16 protein-coding genes are annotated in these 14,897 nt (G+C 54.2%); 11 read left to right on the top strand and 5 right to left on the bottom strand.

The annotated features are described in order from the left end of the window. Window positions 1-68: 68 nt before the first annotated feature. Entirely contained in the window at window positions 69-2,240 is a 2,172-nt protein-coding gene (gene zntA / locus A3466_RS04365) for a Zn(II)/Cd(II)/Pb(II) translocating P-type ATPase ZntA (RefSeq protein WP_063449558.1), read from the bottom strand. Window positions 2,241-2,316: 76 nt separating this feature from the next. After that, window positions 2,317-2,943 carry a lysoplasmalogenase gene (locus tag A3466_RS04360; protein ID WP_063449557.1) on the bottom strand — a complete coding sequence of 209 codons (627 nt, stop codon included), beginning with the start codon at window positions 2,941-2,943 and terminating at the stop codon, window positions 2,317-2,319. 129 nt (window positions 2,944-3,072) lie between these two features. Between A3466_RS04360 and A3466_RS04355 the strand changes: the two genes are divergently transcribed. The 5 genes from A3466_RS04355 to A3466_RS04335 all read left to right on the top strand — a co-directional run bounded on the left by A3466_RS04355 (window position 3,073) and on the right by A3466_RS04335 (window position 6,291). Next, window positions 3,073-3,432, top strand: coding sequence for a DUF2500 domain-containing protein (locus A3466_RS04355; protein ID WP_063449556.1), 360 nt, complete (start codon window positions 3,073-3,075; stop codon window positions 3,430-3,432). Window positions 3,433-3,668: 236 nt separating this feature from the next. Next, window positions 3,669-4,148: an Hcp family type VI secretion system effector gene (locus tag A3466_RS04350; RefSeq protein ID WP_063449555.1), complete on the top strand. Its 480-nt coding sequence runs from the start codon at window positions 3,669-3,671 to the stop codon at window positions 4,146-4,148. Between the two features lie 9 nt (window positions 4,149-4,157). After that, window positions 4,158-5,036, top strand: a complete 879-nt coding sequence (locus A3466_RS04345) for a hypothetical protein (protein WP_063449554.1) — start codon at window positions 4,158-4,160, stop codon at window positions 5,034-5,036. Window position 5,037: 1 nt separating this feature from the next. Beyond that, on the top strand, window positions 5,038-5,544 hold the full coding sequence (locus A3466_RS04340) for a DUF1240 domain-containing protein (RefSeq protein ID WP_245167729.1): 507 nt from the start codon (window positions 5,038-5,040) through the stop codon (window positions 5,542-5,544). A 171-nt stretch (window positions 5,545-5,715) separates the two neighbouring features. Continuing rightward, window positions 5,716-6,291 (top strand): DUF1240 domain-containing protein, encoded by a 576-nt coding sequence (locus A3466_RS04335; protein ID WP_233157698.1) that lies wholly within the window; start codon window positions 5,716-5,718, stop codon window positions 6,289-6,291. A gap of 52 nt (window positions 6,292-6,343) precedes the next feature. On the opposite strand, the gene A3466_RS04330 is transcribed toward A3466_RS04335, so the two are convergent. Both A3466_RS04330 and rsmD read right to left on the bottom strand, forming a co-directional pair. Beyond that, on the bottom strand, window positions 6,344-6,625 hold the full coding sequence (locus A3466_RS04330; RefSeq protein WP_063449553.1) for a DUF1145 family protein: 282 nt from the start codon (window positions 6,623-6,625) through the stop codon (window positions 6,344-6,346). Then, window positions 6,609-7,211 carry a 16S rRNA (guanine(966)-N(2))-methyltransferase gene (gene rsmD / locus A3466_RS04325; RefSeq protein ID WP_063449552.1) on the bottom strand — a complete coding sequence of 201 codons (603 nt, stop codon included), beginning with the start codon at window positions 7,209-7,211 and terminating at the stop codon, window positions 6,609-6,611. The genes A3466_RS04330 and rsmD overlap by 17 nt, the downstream gene beginning before the upstream one ends. A 126-nt stretch (window positions 7,212-7,337) precedes the next feature. Between rsmD and ftsY the strand changes: the two genes are divergently transcribed. From ftsY to livJ, 6 genes are all read left to right on the top strand, one after another. Next, window positions 7,338-8,798 carry a signal recognition particle-docking protein FtsY gene (gene ftsY, locus A3466_RS04320; RefSeq protein WP_063449551.1) on the top strand — a complete coding sequence of 487 codons (1,461 nt, stop codon included), beginning with the start codon at window positions 7,338-7,340 and terminating at the stop codon, window positions 8,796-8,798. Window positions 8,799-8,800: 2 nt separating this feature from the next. After that, entirely contained in the window at window positions 8,801-9,466 is a 666-nt protein-coding gene (gene ftsE, locus A3466_RS04315) for a cell division ATP-binding protein FtsE (RefSeq protein ID WP_063449550.1), read from the top strand. Next, window positions 9,459-10,514: a permease-like cell division protein FtsX gene (ftsX, locus tag A3466_RS04310; RefSeq protein WP_063449549.1), complete on the top strand. Its 1,056-nt coding sequence runs from the start codon at window positions 9,459-9,461 to the stop codon at window positions 10,512-10,514. The genes ftsE and ftsX overlap by 8 nt, the downstream gene beginning before the upstream one ends. Window positions 10,515-10,764: 250 nt before the next feature. Then, a complete protein-coding gene (rpoH, locus tag A3466_RS04305; protein ID WP_000159624.1) occupies window positions 10,765-11,622 on the top strand; it encodes an RNA polymerase sigma factor RpoH in 858 nt (285 codons plus the stop codon). A gap of 135 nt (window positions 11,623-11,757) precedes the next feature. Then, window positions 11,758-13,023 carry a 4-aminobutyrate--2-oxoglutarate transaminase gene (locus A3466_RS04300; RefSeq protein WP_063449548.1) on the top strand — a complete coding sequence of 422 codons (1,266 nt, stop codon included), beginning with the start codon at window positions 11,758-11,760 and terminating at the stop codon, window positions 13,021-13,023. 197 nt (window positions 13,024-13,220) lie between these two features. Beyond that, window positions 13,221-14,321: a branched chain amino acid ABC transporter substrate-binding protein LivJ gene (gene livJ, locus A3466_RS04295; RefSeq protein WP_015571474.1), complete on the top strand. Its 1,101-nt coding sequence runs from the start codon at window positions 13,221-13,223 to the stop codon at window positions 14,319-14,321. A 63-nt stretch (window positions 14,322-14,384) separates the two neighbouring features. On the opposite strand, the gene panM is transcribed toward livJ, so the two are convergent. Continuing rightward, window positions 14,385-14,768 (bottom strand): aspartate 1-decarboxylase autocleavage activator PanM, encoded by a 384-nt coding sequence (panM, locus tag A3466_RS04290; RefSeq protein ID WP_063449547.1) that lies wholly within the window; start codon window positions 14,766-14,768, stop codon window positions 14,385-14,387. Between the last annotated feature and the right edge of the window lie 129 nt (window positions 14,769-14,897).

Below are 14,897 nucleotides of genomic sequence, written 5' to 3'. Positions count from 1 at the left end.
GCGCCTTACCCGGCCTACGGTTCAGAGCCGTTGTAGGCCCGGTAAGGCGCAGCCGCCACCGGGCGTTTTTATTGGCGTCGTAATAACCTCAATGCGTTCGCCGTGACCAGCACCGTCGCCCCGGTATCCGCCAGCACCGCCAGCCACAGTCCGGTCATGCCGAGCAGCGTGGTGACGAGAAATATCCCCTTCAGCCCCAGCGCAATGCCGATGTTCTGGCGAATGTTGGTCCGCGTCGCCCGCGCAAGATCTATCATCTGCGCCAGCCCGGTCAGGCGGTTGTGCGTCAGCGCCGCGTCGGCGGTCTCCAGCGCCACGTCGGTGCCGCTGCCCATGGCAATGCCAATGGTTGAGGCTTTCATCGCCGGGGCATCGTTTATCCCGTCACCGACCATCGCCAGCGGGGCGTGGCTGTTCAGTTCAGTTACCGCGCTGACCTTATCCGCTGGCAATAAACCAGCCTTAAACGCCAACCCCAGCTCGTCGGCAATTGCGGCCGCCGCGCGCGGGTTATCGCCGGTCAGGATCACGCCCTGCACGCCCAGCCTGTGCAGCGCCTCGACGGCGTCTCTCGCATCGTCACGCAGGGTGTCGCGCAGGGCCAGCATGCCCATCGGTACGCCGTCCTGCATCACGGCAACGACCGTCTGCCCGGCCTGCTCCAGCGTCTCAACCTGTGGCGTAGAGCGCGTACCCGCCGCGACAATCAGCACTTTTTTGTCCTCGACCACGGCTTCAATCCCTGAACCGACCAGCGCTAGTTGAGCGGTTGCTGAAGGAATAGCCAGCCCGCGCGCCTGCGCTTCACGCACGATCGCCTGCGCCAGCGGGTGGGTGGAGCCCTGCTCCACGGCGGCGGCCAGAGTAAGCAGTTCATTTTCGCTGATGTCCTGCGGATACACCCCGGTCACCTGCGGTTTGCCGACGGTCAGCGTACCGGTTTTATCGAAGGCGATGTGCTGGATCTGGCTCAGCTGTTCCAGCGCCGCGCCGCCCTTAATTAGCGCCCCGCGGCGTGCCGCCGCTGCCAACCCGGAGGTAATCGCTGCCGGGGTGGAGATCACCAGTGCGCACGGGCAGCCGATCAGCAGCAGGGTCAGCCCTTTATAAATCCAGCCCTCCCACGGCGCGCCGAAGAACAGCGGTGGAACGACGGTGACCAGCAGCGCCACCAGCATGATGGCGGGGGTGTAAATCCGGCTGAAGCGGTCAATAAAGCGTTCGACCGGCGCGCGGCGCTCCTCGGCTTCTTCAATCAGCTTCAGGATACGGTCGATGGCGCTGTCGCCCGGTTCAGAAAGCACCGTAAGCTGCACCAGGCGGTCAACGCTGGTGGCTCCGGCAGGGACTTTTTCACCCGCCGCACGCTCAACCGGAATGGATTCCCCGGTCAGGGCGCTTTCGTCAAAGCTCGCGGTGGCGGTAACGAGCGCCCCATCGGCCGGCAGACGTCCACCTGCGGGCACTTCAATCACGTCGCCCGGGCGCAGGGCGTTAATAGCGACCGTTTCACGAGTACCGTCTATCACGCGCGTGGCGGTTTCCGGCTTCAGCGCCATCAGCGCGCTCACCCCCTTACGCGCCCGACTCGCCGCCCAGCCTTCAAGGCGTTCGCCGATTAAGAACAGCAGCAGCACCATCGCCGCTTCTGCCGTTGCGCCAATGAACAGCGCGCCGATTGCCGCCACGCTCATCAGCGTTTCGATGGCAAACCAGCTTCCGCTCCGCATCAGGCGTAGCGCCTGTCGGGCAATGGGGAACAGGCCGACCAGCGTGGTGGCGATAAACGCCAGGTTGCCGAACGGGTGGTTAACCTGTTCGAGTCCCCAGCTCAGGGCCATCATGATGATGAGGGTAATGAGCGGCAGGTTTTCTTTCAGGGGAGAGGTTTTTTCGGCAGGCGCCGTTTCGCTGCGCAGGGTATAGCCCGCCTTGCTGACGGCGGCTTCAACCTGCTTGCTGACGTCTTTTTCGGCGCTGACCATCAGCTTTTCGGTGGCGAACAGGACCTGAACGTGGTTCACGCCCGGTACCTGCTTCACCGCGTTTTCTACCTTCCGGGCGCAGGCTGCGCAGTCCATACCGTTGACTACCCAGCTGTAGCGGTTGCCGCTTTCAGGAAGCGTTTGGATTGGTGTTTCGCACGTTCCTTCGCAGCAGCAGTCGTCTTTTGCCGGAACCGGGCTGAGCTTAAGTGCCGAGAACTGGGGAACTTTTTTAGGTGTTTCTGGAGTCGACATGGCAGTCTCCGGTAATGATAATTTTCTCATTAACCGCAGCATACACTCTGGAGTCGACTCCAGAGTCAAGCGTTATTTAGATATACAGCGAACGCACGATCAGGAAGTGCCCGGCAAAGTAGCAGGCGGACGAAATCGCATTATCCGCGCGGAAGCGGCGGCGATAGTGGCTGCCCAGCCAGACGATATTGCCGAGCAGCAGCAGCGCGGCCCCGAAGAAGGCAGACATTGCCTGTGAGGTTGGGCGGAAGAACCACAGCTCACCGGCCAGCCACACCATCACCAGCGTCATGGCGATAAAAGTACACACCGGCAGAAGCATCTCCTCCAGACGCGACCAGATCACCGCGATCAGCAGGGCGCCAATCACCAGCAGCACCAGCGGCAGCGGCCAGAAGATGGAGAGCGTCATCTGGCTGGCAAAATAGATGGTGTAAAGCAGATGCGACAGGAAGAACGCCCCCACGGCGTACAGCAGGCGCTGGCGCGGCAGCAGGGTTAAGGCATCGCCAATCAGGGAGGCACACAGCCCGGCGAGGACCAGATAGCTGATGGCGTTGAACATGGGGGCCTGCCAGGCAAGCAACAGCAGGAGCAATAGCGTGACGGGTTTAAACAACCAGCGCTGCCAGGCTGGGCCACGGTAGGACGCATCGACATAAAGCCATGCGGAAAAACAGACAGCGATAAATGACCAAAGCATATTAACTCCCTGTAACTGTTGAGGCTGAATAATCAGTTTCTGATCCAGTGTAGTGACGCGAGCGGGCGTTTGGCAATGCCGGGGCAGGCGAGGTATCCTGAATTCCGCATAATCTGATGGGATTTTTCAATGAGCAAGATGCCGCTATTTTTCATTATCGTGGTGGCGATTATCGTCATTGCCGCCTCGTTTCGCTTCGTGCAGCAGCGTCGTGAGAAGGCCGACAACGATGCCGCACCGCTGTTGCATAAGCGCGTGGTGGTGGCGAACAAACGTGAGAAACCGCTTAACGACCGCCGCTCTCGCCAGCAGCAGGTGACGCCTGCGGGGACAACGATGCGCTATGAAGCAAGCTTTAAGCCGGAAACCGGCAGGCTGGAGATGACCTTCCGCCTGGAGGCGAAGCTGTACCACCAACTGACCGTGGGAGAGAAAGGTACGTTGAGCTACAAAGGGTCGCGGTTTGAAGGGTTTGAACCGGAGCTGTGACGCCGGGCGGCACTGCGTTCTTTACGTCAGTGCCAACAATAAATCAAACTGGCATATATAAGAGCCAGCAAATATATTCCTGATTAATATTTTTGTAATTATGTCGTAGCCATAATTTTTTTAGTTGGTGAAAGTTTCGCTTGCATCACTATTCTTCCATGTGTATTTCAATACTCTAATAATGTTATGCCATTTCAAGCATAAGCATTTATTTTGAAAGAGGTTGAGAGATTCATATGGCGAATATAATGTGGTTGACTTTAAAGGGAACGTCTCAGGGCATGATTTCTGCTGGATGTGCTTCTATGAATTCCATAGGCAATAAAGCGCAGCCTGCTCACCAGGATCAAATAATGGTCATGGCTGTTCATCACGGCATGAGCCGTGCAAAAAATGTGAACCACCAGTGCCTGACATTTATTAAGCCCGTGGACAAGTCTTCCCCTTTATTAGGAAAAGCGATTACTGATAATGAAACGTTAAGCTGTGAATTTCACTTCTATCGCACCAGCCAGACGGGATTAAACGAGTGTTATTATGTGTTAAAACTGATTAATGCCAGAATATCCAGCATCCATTTGCAAGTGCCGCATACCATAAATGATAGCGAGGGGCAGCCAGAGGAAATTATAGAGCTGTCATACGAATCTATTGCCTGGGAACATCGTATTGCTGGAACCAGCGCCTACAGTATCTGGGATGCACGAGTTTTTTAAGGACTTAAGATGAAAGGGTATTCGGACTGGATAAGGAATCATCGTGAAGATATCCTCAAAGGAAATAACTGGCAGCGTAATCAGCGTTTCGAAAATGAAATCAGGCAGCTGAAAAATAGTCTGGTCAACAATGCTCGTCACATTATGCTGCTCACGCCTGACGAGGCGCAGGGTGTGGTTGACGATTTGTTAGGTAGTCAGCCTGTCAGCTTTTCCACAACCTATGCCGGTAACATCAAAGAGACGGTTTCTGCGGCTAAAAGTCTGTCAAAACTCTTTACTTATCAGCAGGCTGGAAAGATTGTTTTCACGCTAAAAGGCTTTGGGATCAAAGCCACACAGTATGTTTATCGGGGAAAGCTGTATGTGAAGATTACGGGCTACCCTTCTCTACGACGCATTCTTAACGGAACGCGTTACCGGATTAATCATCCCAAAGTGCTCGAGGTGGGTATAGGAAGTGCCGGGTTTCGAAACGGTATTATGTCAGGAGCCAGATTCTGCATCTGGTTTTCAGCTTGCTGGCGGCTGGTGGAGTTGATCTTTAAATCCGAGCATGACGTCGCCGCATTTCTGGGGAATGTCACGATGGACGTGGCTAAGGTGATTGTAGGGGTTTTTATTTCGAGATTGCTTGGGGGGTGGGCCTCGTTGGTAATATCACCATTTATAGCGAGTGCAGCTGTTCCTGTTTGGGGACAGATAGTTTGTGTAGTTGTATTAGGCGTAGTTATTGTTAATAAGCTAAATGATCTGGACAATCGGTATGATTTGTCAAATAAACTTATAGATTGTATAAAAAAGGGACTGAAAGAGCAGCAAAAAATCGCAGAGTGGAAATTTCAACATTCGGTATATGGAAGTTCATTTTACCTCGGGAACTACTGATATGAGCATTAGCATTAATATGGATAACATTAAAAGAAGATGTATTTTATTTTTTTGCATGATCTTTTTTAGCGTTGTTACCTGGTGTTTTTATGATGCGAGTGTACCAGATATCACTGATCTCACTGAATCAAGAAGCATTGTTTATTTTTCCTGGGGGGCGTTTCCTGTGTTATTTTCTTTTCCGCTTGCTTGTTGTTTTGTTTTGGTTATTGCATATATGACCTTTACGAAAAACATGCAGCCACCCAGGTTCTTCGCTAAAGGTATTACCGTTGGTTTTCACGTTATGGGTGCAGGATTTATTATTGGTAACATCCTCTCCCTTATCGTCATATTTTATCCCCTTGGAACCAACTATGTGTTATGTGAGCGCCCAGGGCCATTTTCTGGAACGTATTATACCCGGACCGAAGAGATTTGCACGCAGGTTAAATACCTGCTCAAAACAAGAGCCAGAGATATCGAAAAACTCAATGACAAACTGGACGGCGTATCGTCGCAGTGATGGGGAAGGTGACGATGGATGTATGGCGTGAGGATGTTCCTGTTTGGGGGCAGATAATACGTGTGATTGCATTTGGGGTATTGATAATTTATTAGCTGAATGTTTTGGGCAACAGAACGATTTATCAAATAACCATTATAAATTACATGAGAAATATCATGAAACAGCAGTATGAAACGGCAGAGTGGAACGATCGATGCTCGCTATATGAAGGCGCATTTCAGCTCGGGAATTACTGATATGAATCTTAGTATTAATCTTAATAAAATTAAAAGAAGATGCTTTTTGTTTTTTTGTATCTTCTTTTATGGTGCTTTTGCCTGGGGTTTTTATTGGGCTAGTGTGCCCGATATAACCGATATTATTGAATCCAGAAGCATTATTTATTTTTTCTGGGGTTCTTTTTTTATGTTGTTTGTTTTCCCGGTAGCTTGTTGCTTTGTTTTAGTTATTGTCTATATGACATTTTCGAAGAACATGGAGCCACCCAAGTTTTTCGCTAAAGGAATTACCGTCGCTTTTCACTTTATGGGGGCAGGATTTGTCATTGGCAACATCCTCTCTTTTATCGTCATATTTTATCCCCTTGGAACCAACTATGTCTTATGCGAACGTTCAGGGCCGTTTTCTGGAACGTATTACACCCGGACCGAAGAGATTTGCACACAGGTAAAACACCTGCTCAAAACGAGAGCCAGAGATATCGAAAAACTCAATGACAAACTGGACGGCGTATCGTCGCAGTAAGGGTTATCTGAAGGCCCGGATCGCTGCGCGCCACCGGGCATAAGGCCATATCTTACTTCTTCACCTGCGCCTTAAACTTCTTCATCCACACCAGCAGCTCAAACACGCCGAAAATAAACACCCGCAGCTGCTGCCAGCCGGTCATCGGTGGGCCATCTTTCGGCAGACCGTTTTTCAGCATCACCATCTGAAGGGCATGCATAAACGCGGTAAAAATCAGCGCCACGTTAACAAAGATATTCAGCGGGCGCGGGAACGGGTGCACCAGATTTAAAATCAAAAATGCCCAGACGCCCAGCATCAGCAAGCGCCCTACGTTAATCAGTACTGGCATCGGATCCTCCTTGTGCCTGACGGTGATACAGACGATAAGCCACCTGACCGGCGACCTTTTCGCGGTGCAGATCCCAGTGAACGGGAACGGGCGGCAGGCCATTTTCCACTTCGCTTTCAACGTAAATCAGCGCGTCGTCTGCCAGCCAGCCATTTTTTTCCAGCAACGATAACGTCTCTTCCAGCAGCCCTTTACGGAACGGCGGATCGACAAACACCACGTTGAACGGCGTCCCCTTTTGCGCAAGGAAGCTCAGCGTGTTGGTGTTCACTACCTTCGCGTTGGTTGCCTTCAGCGTAGCCAAATTTTGCTGCAACGTCTGCGCAACGCCGCGTTCCATCTCCAGCAGCGTGGCGCTGGCGGCATAGCGAGACAGCGCTTCCAGCCCCAGTGCGCCGCTTCCGGCGAAGCAGTCCAGGCAGTTGGCGTCTACCATTGACGGGGCAAGCCAGTTAAACAGCGTCTCGCGTACGCGGTCCGTGGTAGGGCGTAAACCGGGGCTGTCCGGCACCGGTAATTTCCGGCCTCGCCACTGACCGCCGATAATTCGAATTTGACCGGCCGGGGCGCGGGTGGGTTTCTTCATCTCAGGAAAGCTCTGTTAACAATGCCCTGCGATTGCGGGCGGTGATGTCAATTAAGTAAAGTGTTAGACTATTTCATCATTTTTTTAGCTTCCCTGTATATAGCGCCGCGAGGAGTGTAGTCGCAGATGGCAAAACAAAAAAAACGTGGCTTCTTTTCCTGGTTGGGTTTCGGTGAAAAAGAGCAAGAAACAGAACAGAAAACCGAAGAACAACAGGTTGTAGAAGAGCAGTCACAGCCTGAAACGCCTGTCGAAACCGCTGCGATTGTCGAAGCGGAAGAACCAGCGCACAGCAAAGAAGAGATTAAATCCTTTGCTGAAGAGGTGGTTGAGGTTACTGAACAGGTTCAGGAGAGCGAAAAACCAGAGCCGGTTATCGTAGAAACTCTTACCAAAGCGCCGCAGGCCGCTATCGAACACGAAGCGCTGCCGCTGCCGGAAGAGGTGAACACTGAAGAGGTTTCTGCCGAAGAGTGGCAGGCCGAAGCGGAAACCGTTGAAATTGTTGAGGCGGTGGAAGAAGAAGCGACCCTTGAGCCTGAACTGACCGACGAAGAGCTGGAAGCCCAGGCGCTGGCGGCGGAAGCCGCTGAAGAAGCGGTCATTGTTGTGCCGGTAGAAGAGCAGGCCGAAGACGAGATCGCTCAGGAGCAGGAAAAACCAACCAAAGAAGGTTTCTTCGCGCGCCTGAAGCGCAGCCTGTTAAAAACCAAAGAAAACTTAGGTTCCGGATTTATCAGTCTGTTCCGCGGCAAAAAAATCGACGACGATCTGTTTGAGGAGCTGGAAGAACAGCTGCTGATCGCGGACGTGGGCGTGGAAACCACCCGGAAGATCATCACCAACCTGACCGAAGGGGCGAGCCGCAAGCAGCTGCGTGACGCCGAGGCGCTGTACGGCCTGCTGAAAGACGAGATGGGTGAAATTCTCGCAAAAGTTGACGAACCGCTTAATATTGAAGGCAAAATGCCCTTTGTTATTCTGATGGTTGGCGTCAACGGCGTGGGTAAAACCACCACCATCGGCAAGCTGGCGCGCCAGTTTGAGCAGCAGGGCAAATCGGTGATGCTGGCGGCGGGCGATACCTTCCGTGCGGCAGCGGTGGAGCAGCTCCAGGTGTGGGGCCAGCGCAACAACATTCCGGTGATTGCCCAGCACACCGGCGCGGATTCTGCGTCCGTGATTTTCGATGCCATCCAGGCGGCGAAGTCGCGTAACGTGGACGTGCTGATTGCGGATACCGCAGGGCGTTTGCAGAACAAATCGCACCTGATGGAAGAACTGAAGAAAATCGTTCGCGTCATGAAGAAGCTGGACGAAGAGGCACCGCATGAAATTATGCTGACTATCGACGCCAGCACCGGACAGAACGCCATTAGCCAGGCGAAGCTGTTCCATGAAGCGGTAGGACTGACTGGGATCACGCTGACCAAGCTGGACGGCACCGCGAAAGGCGGGGTGATCTTCTCCGTGGCCGACCAGTTCGGCATTCCTATTCGTTACATCGGTGTGGGCGAGCGTATTGAGGATTTACGTCCGTTTAAAGCGGACGACTTTATTGAGGCACTTTTTGCCCGAGAGGACTAACAATGATTCGCTTTGAACACGTCAGCAAGGCCTATCTCGGTGGGAGACAAGCGCTACAGGGGGTAACATTTCACCTCCAGCCAGGCGAGATGGCATTCCTGACCGGCCATTCCGGCGCGGGGAAAAGTACCCTGCTCAAGCTGATCTGTGGGATCGAGCGGCCAAGCGCCGGGAAAATCTGGTTCAGCGGCCATGACATTAGCCGTCTTAAGAACCGTGAAGTGCCGTTTCTGCGTCGTCAGATCGGCATGATTTTCCAGGATCACCACCTGCTGATGGATCGCACGGTTTTCGATAACGTCGCGATCCCGCTGATTATTGCCGGCGCCAGTTACGATGATATCCGCCGTCGCGTCTCTGCGGCGCTGGATAAGGTCGGGCTGCTGGACAAAGCGAAGAACTTCCCTATCCAGCTGTCCGGCGGTGAGCAGCAGCGCGTGGGCATTGCCCGTGCAGTGGTGAACAAGCCAGCCGTTTTGCTGGCGGATGAACCGACCGGTAACCTGGACGATGCCCTCTCCGAAGGCATCCTGCGTCTGTTTGAGGAATTTAACCGCGTGGGGGTAACGGTACTGATGGCGACGCACGATATGGGGCTGATCTCCCGCCGTTCGTACCGCATGCTGACCCTGAGCGACGGGCATTTGCACGGAGGCCACGGTGAATAAGCGTGATGCAATGAACCAGATTCGGCAGTTCAGCAACCGGTTTGACCGTTTCCGCAAGCCTCAGGGCGGCGGGGACGGCAATCGCCATGCGCCTAAGCGTGCCAAAGCGACACCGAAGCCGAACTCCCGCAAAACCAACGTCTTTAACGAACAGGTGCGCTACGCCTTCCAGGGCGCGTTGCAGGATCTGAAAAGCAAACCGCTGGCGACGTTCCTGACGGTGATGGTGATTGCCATCTCCCTGACGCTGCCGAGCGTCTGCTATATGGTTTACAAAAACGTTAACCAGGCGGCGTCCCAGTATTATCCGTCGCCGCAGATCACCGTTTATCTGGATAAAGCGCTCGACGATAACGCGGCGGCGCAGGTGGTCGGGCAGATTCAGGCCGAACAGGGCGTGGAGAAGGTGAACTATCTCTCTCGCGATGAAGCGCTGGGCGAGTTCCGCAACTGGTCCGGGTTCGGCGGGGCGCTGGATATGCTTGAAGAGAACCCGCTGCCTGCGGTGGCGGTGGTGATCCCGAAGCTGGATTTCCAGGGCACGGATTCGCTCAATACCCTGCGCGACCGCATTACCCGCATCAACGGGATTGATGAAGTGCGCATGGACGACAGCTGGTTTGCCCGTCTTGCCGCCCTGACCGGGCTGGTAGGACGCGTGTCAGCGATGATTGGCGTGCTGATGGTGGCGGCGGTCTTCCTCGTCATCGGTAACAGCGTTCGCCTGAGCATCTTCGCCCGTCGCGATACCATCAACGTACAGAAGCTTATTGGTGCAACGGATGGTTTCATCCTGCGTCCGTTCCTTTACGGTGGCGCGCTGCTCGGTTTTTCCGGCGCATTTCTTTCACTGATATTGTCAGAAATTTTGGTGATGCGGCTTTCGTCTGCCGTCACCGAAGTGGCGCAGGTTTTCGGAACGAAGTTTGATATCAGTGGCTTAGGCTTCGATGAGTGCCTGCTTTTGCTGCTGGTCTGCTCCATGATCGGCTGGATAGCGGCATGGCTGGCAACGGTTCAACATTTACGCCACTTTACTCCCGACTAATAAAAGCGTGATATAATCTTTCCCTGCACCGAGATGTTCGCTTGCAGGGAAAGCGTCCCTGTCGTCTCTTCCCCTGTAATCATCTTCATGTCACATTTTGTGCGTAATTTATTCACGGTTGCACCTGGAACTTGTGGATAAAATCACTGTCTGATAAAAGAGTGAATGCTAATCTCGTTGCTCAAACGCTTTGGCATGGTTGTTGCCTGACGGGGACAACCTGGACCAGAAGAAACATTGAGAGGAATGAATGACCAAAGAAATGCAAACTTTAGCTTTAGCCCCTGTTGGTAACCTGGAATCTTACATCCGGGCTGCGAACACCTGGCCGATGTTAACGGCTGAGGAAGAAAAGGAGCTTGCTGAAAAGCTGCATTACCAGGGCGATCTGGAAGCAGCTAAAACGCTGATCCTGTCTCACCTGCGCTTTGTTGTTCACGTTGCTCGTAATTACGCGGGCTACGGCCTGCCGCAGGCGGACTTGATTCAGGAAGGTAACATTGGCCTGATGAAAGCGGTGCGTCGCTTTAACCCGGAAGTGGGTGTGCGACTGGTCTCCTTCGCCGTGCACTGGATCAAAGCGGAAATTCACGAATACGTTCTGCGTAACTGGCGTATTGTGAAGGTCGCCACGACGAAAGCGCAGCGCAAACTGTTCTTCAACCTGCGTAAAACCAAGCAGCGTCTGGGCTGGTTTAATCAGGATGAAGTGGAAATGGTCGCGCGCGAACTGGGCGTTTCCAGCAAAGACGTCCGCGAGATGGAATCCCGTATGGCCGCGCAGGACATGACGTTTGATATGTCTGCCGACGACGATGCGTCCGACAGCCAGCCGATGGCCCCGGTCCTGTATCTTCAGGATAAAACCTCTAACTTTGCTGACGGCATTGAAGAGGATAACTGGGAAGACCAGGCGGCAAACAAGCTGACCTTCGCGATGGAAGGCCTCGACGAGCGTAGCCAGGATATCATCCGTGCCCGCTGGCTGGACGAAGATAACAAGTCCACCTTGCAGGAGCTGGCCGACCGCTACGGCGTCTCCGCTGAACGTGTGCGTCAGCTTGAGAAGAACGCCATGAAAAAACTTCGCGCCGCTATCGAAGCGTAATTCAGGCGAAGTCCCCGATAACCCTCGAATACATATTCGGGGGTTTTGTTTTTTTAGCGCCCGCTCTGGCGAATTTCTCCCCCCTGGCAAACACTTACTGATGCGCTAAGCAGGCGACATTCTCAGGGGGTCAGGGTGAAAAATAACGAACTGAATGACCGACGTATCCAGGCAACGCCGCGCGGTATCGGCGTCATGTGTCACTTCTATGCCGATAAAGCCGAAAACGCCACGGTGTGGGACGTGGAAGGTAACGAGTATATTGATTTTTCCGCCGGGATCGCCGTGCTGAATACCGGCCATCGCCATCCAAAAGTTATCGCTGCCATCGAAAAACAGCTTCACGCCTTTACCCATACCGCTTATCAAATCGTCCCCTACGAAGGCTATGTGGCGCTTGCCGAGCGCATCAACCAGCGCGTGCCGATAGAGGGGCAGGCCAAAACCGCCTTTTTCTCAACCGGTGCAGAAGCGGTCGAAAACGCGGTGAAAATTGCCCGTGCGTACACCAGACGCCCCGGCCTCATCACCTTCGGCGGCGCGTTCCATGGTCGTACCTTTATGACCATGGCGCTGACCGGCAAAGTGGCGCCCTATAAGCTCGGCTTCGGCCCGTTCCCCGGCTCGGTATACCACGCGCAATTCCCCAACGACCTGCACGGGGTCAGCACCGCCGAAGCGCTAAAAAGCCTGGAGCGCATTTTCAAAGCCGACATCGCGCCCGATCAGGTGGCGGCCATCATTATTGAACCGGTTCAGGGGGAAGGCGGGTTCAACGTCGCGCCCGCTGATTTTATGCAGGCACTGCGTGCCCTGTGCGACACGCACGGTATTTTGCTGATTGCCGATGAAGTACAAACCGGCTTCGCCCGCACCGGCAAGCTGTTCTCCATGGAAAACCACTGCGTGAAGCCGGACCTGATCACCATGGCGAAAAGCCTGGCGGGCGGGATGCCGCTCTCAGCGGTATCGGGCCGTGCCGAGGTGATGGATGCGCCTGCGCCTGGCGGATTGGGTGGTACCTACGCGGGTAACCCGCTGGCGATCGCCGCGGCCCATGCGGTGCTGGACGTGATTGACGAAGACAACCTCTGCACGCGCGCGTCTCATCTCGGCCATCATCTGGTCGAGGTGCTGAACAAAGCGAAGGATGGCTGTCCGTATATCGCCGATATCCGCGCGCAGGGCTCAATGGTGGCGGTAGAATTTACCGATCCGCAAACCGGGCAGCCGTCGCCGGAATTTACCCGCCAGGTTCAGGAGCGCGCGCTGAACGAAGGGCTGTTGCTCCTGAGCTGTGGCGTTTACGGCAACGTTATCCGTTTTCTCTATCCGCTCACCATCCCCGAAGCGCAGTTCCGTAAAGCGCTGGATACTATTTCCGCCTCGCTGACACGATAAAGCCAAACGCCCGGCTGAAATAACGGTCGGGCCTATCATATTTTCATTTCAAATTAGCTATTCCAAAATCATAAAAATGGGGTATGTTTTAGCAGAGTATGCTGAAAAAGCGCGAGCAGCAGGCCTATAAATGAAATAAAGCGCTACACAACAACATCACAACAATCGTTATAACCATAATAATGGGGAATCTCAGGATGAATATGAAGGGTAAAGCGTTACTGGCAGGATGTATCGCGTTGGCATTCAGCACCATGGCGCAGGCCGATATTAAAGTGGCCGTGGTGGGCGCGATGTCCGGTCCGGTAGCACAGTACGGCGACCAGGAATTTACGGGCGCAGAACAGGCGGTTGCAGACATTAATGCTAAGGGCGGTATCAAGGGCGAAAAGCTGCAAATCGTAAAATATGACGATGCCTGTGACCCGAAACAGGCGGTCGCGGTGGCGAACAAAGTGGTGAACGACGGGATCAAATACGTTATCGGTCACCTGTGCTCCTCCTCCACGCAGCCCGCGTCTGATATCTACGAAGACGAAGGCATTCTGATGATCACCCCGGCAGCGACGGCACCCGAGCTGACCGCGCGCGGCTATAAGTTGATCCTGCGCACCACCGGTCTGGACTCAGATCAGGGCCCAACCGCCGCGAAATACATCGTGGAGAAAGTGAAGCCGCAGCGCATCGCGATTGTTCATGATAAACAGCAGTACGGTGAAGGCCTGGCGCGCGCGGTGCAGGACAACCTGAAAAAAGCGAACGCCAACGTGGTGTTCTTTGACGGTATCACCGCCGGCGAGAAAGATTTCTCTACCCTGGTGGCGCGTCTGAAGAAAGAGAATATCGACTTCGTTTACTATGGCGGCTATCACCCGGAAATGGGGCAGATCCTGCGTCAGGCGCGTGCGGCGGGTCTGAAGACTCAGTTCATGGGGCCAGAAGGCGTGGCGAACGTTTCCCTGTCTAACATCGCGGGTGAATCTGCCGAAGGCCTGCTGGTGACCAAGCCGAAGAACTACGACCAGGTACCTGCGAACAAACCAGTGGTGGATGCCATCAAGGCGAAGAAACAGGATCCAAGCGGTGCGTTCGTGTGGACCACCTACGCAGCATTGCAGTCTCTGCAAGCGGGCCTGAACCAGTCAGCCGATCCGGCGGAGATTGCCACCTGGCTGAAAGCGAATTCGGTAGAAACCGTGATGGGGCCGCTCTCCTGGGATGAGAAGGGCGACCTGAAGGGCTTCGAGTTCGGCGTGTTTGACTGGCATGCTAACGGAACGGCAACTGACGCCAAATAATGCCTGGGAAAATGCGGTAGAAATTGTAGGCCGGGTAAGGCGCAGCCGCCGCCCGGCTTTCTTTTAGCGCTTCTCCCACCCGTTCGCCTGCGCCGTAAACCCTAACGCCTGCATAAACGCCGCCATCACGCCGCGATCCTCCACGCCCACGTCGGCCATCCACCAGGAAGTCACGCTCGGGTTTTCACGGATCACCTCTTCAATCAAATACTGCCCGACCCCACGGCGGCGGGTCACGTCTCGCACGCGAAGCGAGTCCAGCGCGCCTTCCGTGCCGCTCAGCGTTACGCGAACGGCGGCCAGCAGGCGCTCGTTAAAGCGCGCGGCATAAATGCGGTGGTTCTCATCGACGGCCAACGACGAAGGGGAATATTCCGGCCAGATCTTGCCCAGGTCGATATGATCCTGTTCGCTAAAGGTCACCAGACGAACGATAGTCAGTTTCATTAGCTGCTTGTCCAAATCAAAAAAAGTAGGGCCAGTGTACTCAATTTATTTGCTCAGGCGCGTTCTCTTTTTATTCCCGTTTGCCAGGTGATTCGTTTTTTAGCGGCGACATGGGCAGTTCGAAAACAC

Source organism: Enterobacter genomosp. S (assembly GCF_001631805.1).
Classification (GTDB): domain Bacteria; phylum Pseudomonadota; class Gammaproteobacteria; order Enterobacterales; family Enterobacteriaceae; genus Enterobacter; species Enterobacter quasihormaechei.
This window is presented reverse-complemented; position numbering and strand designations above follow the sequence as displayed.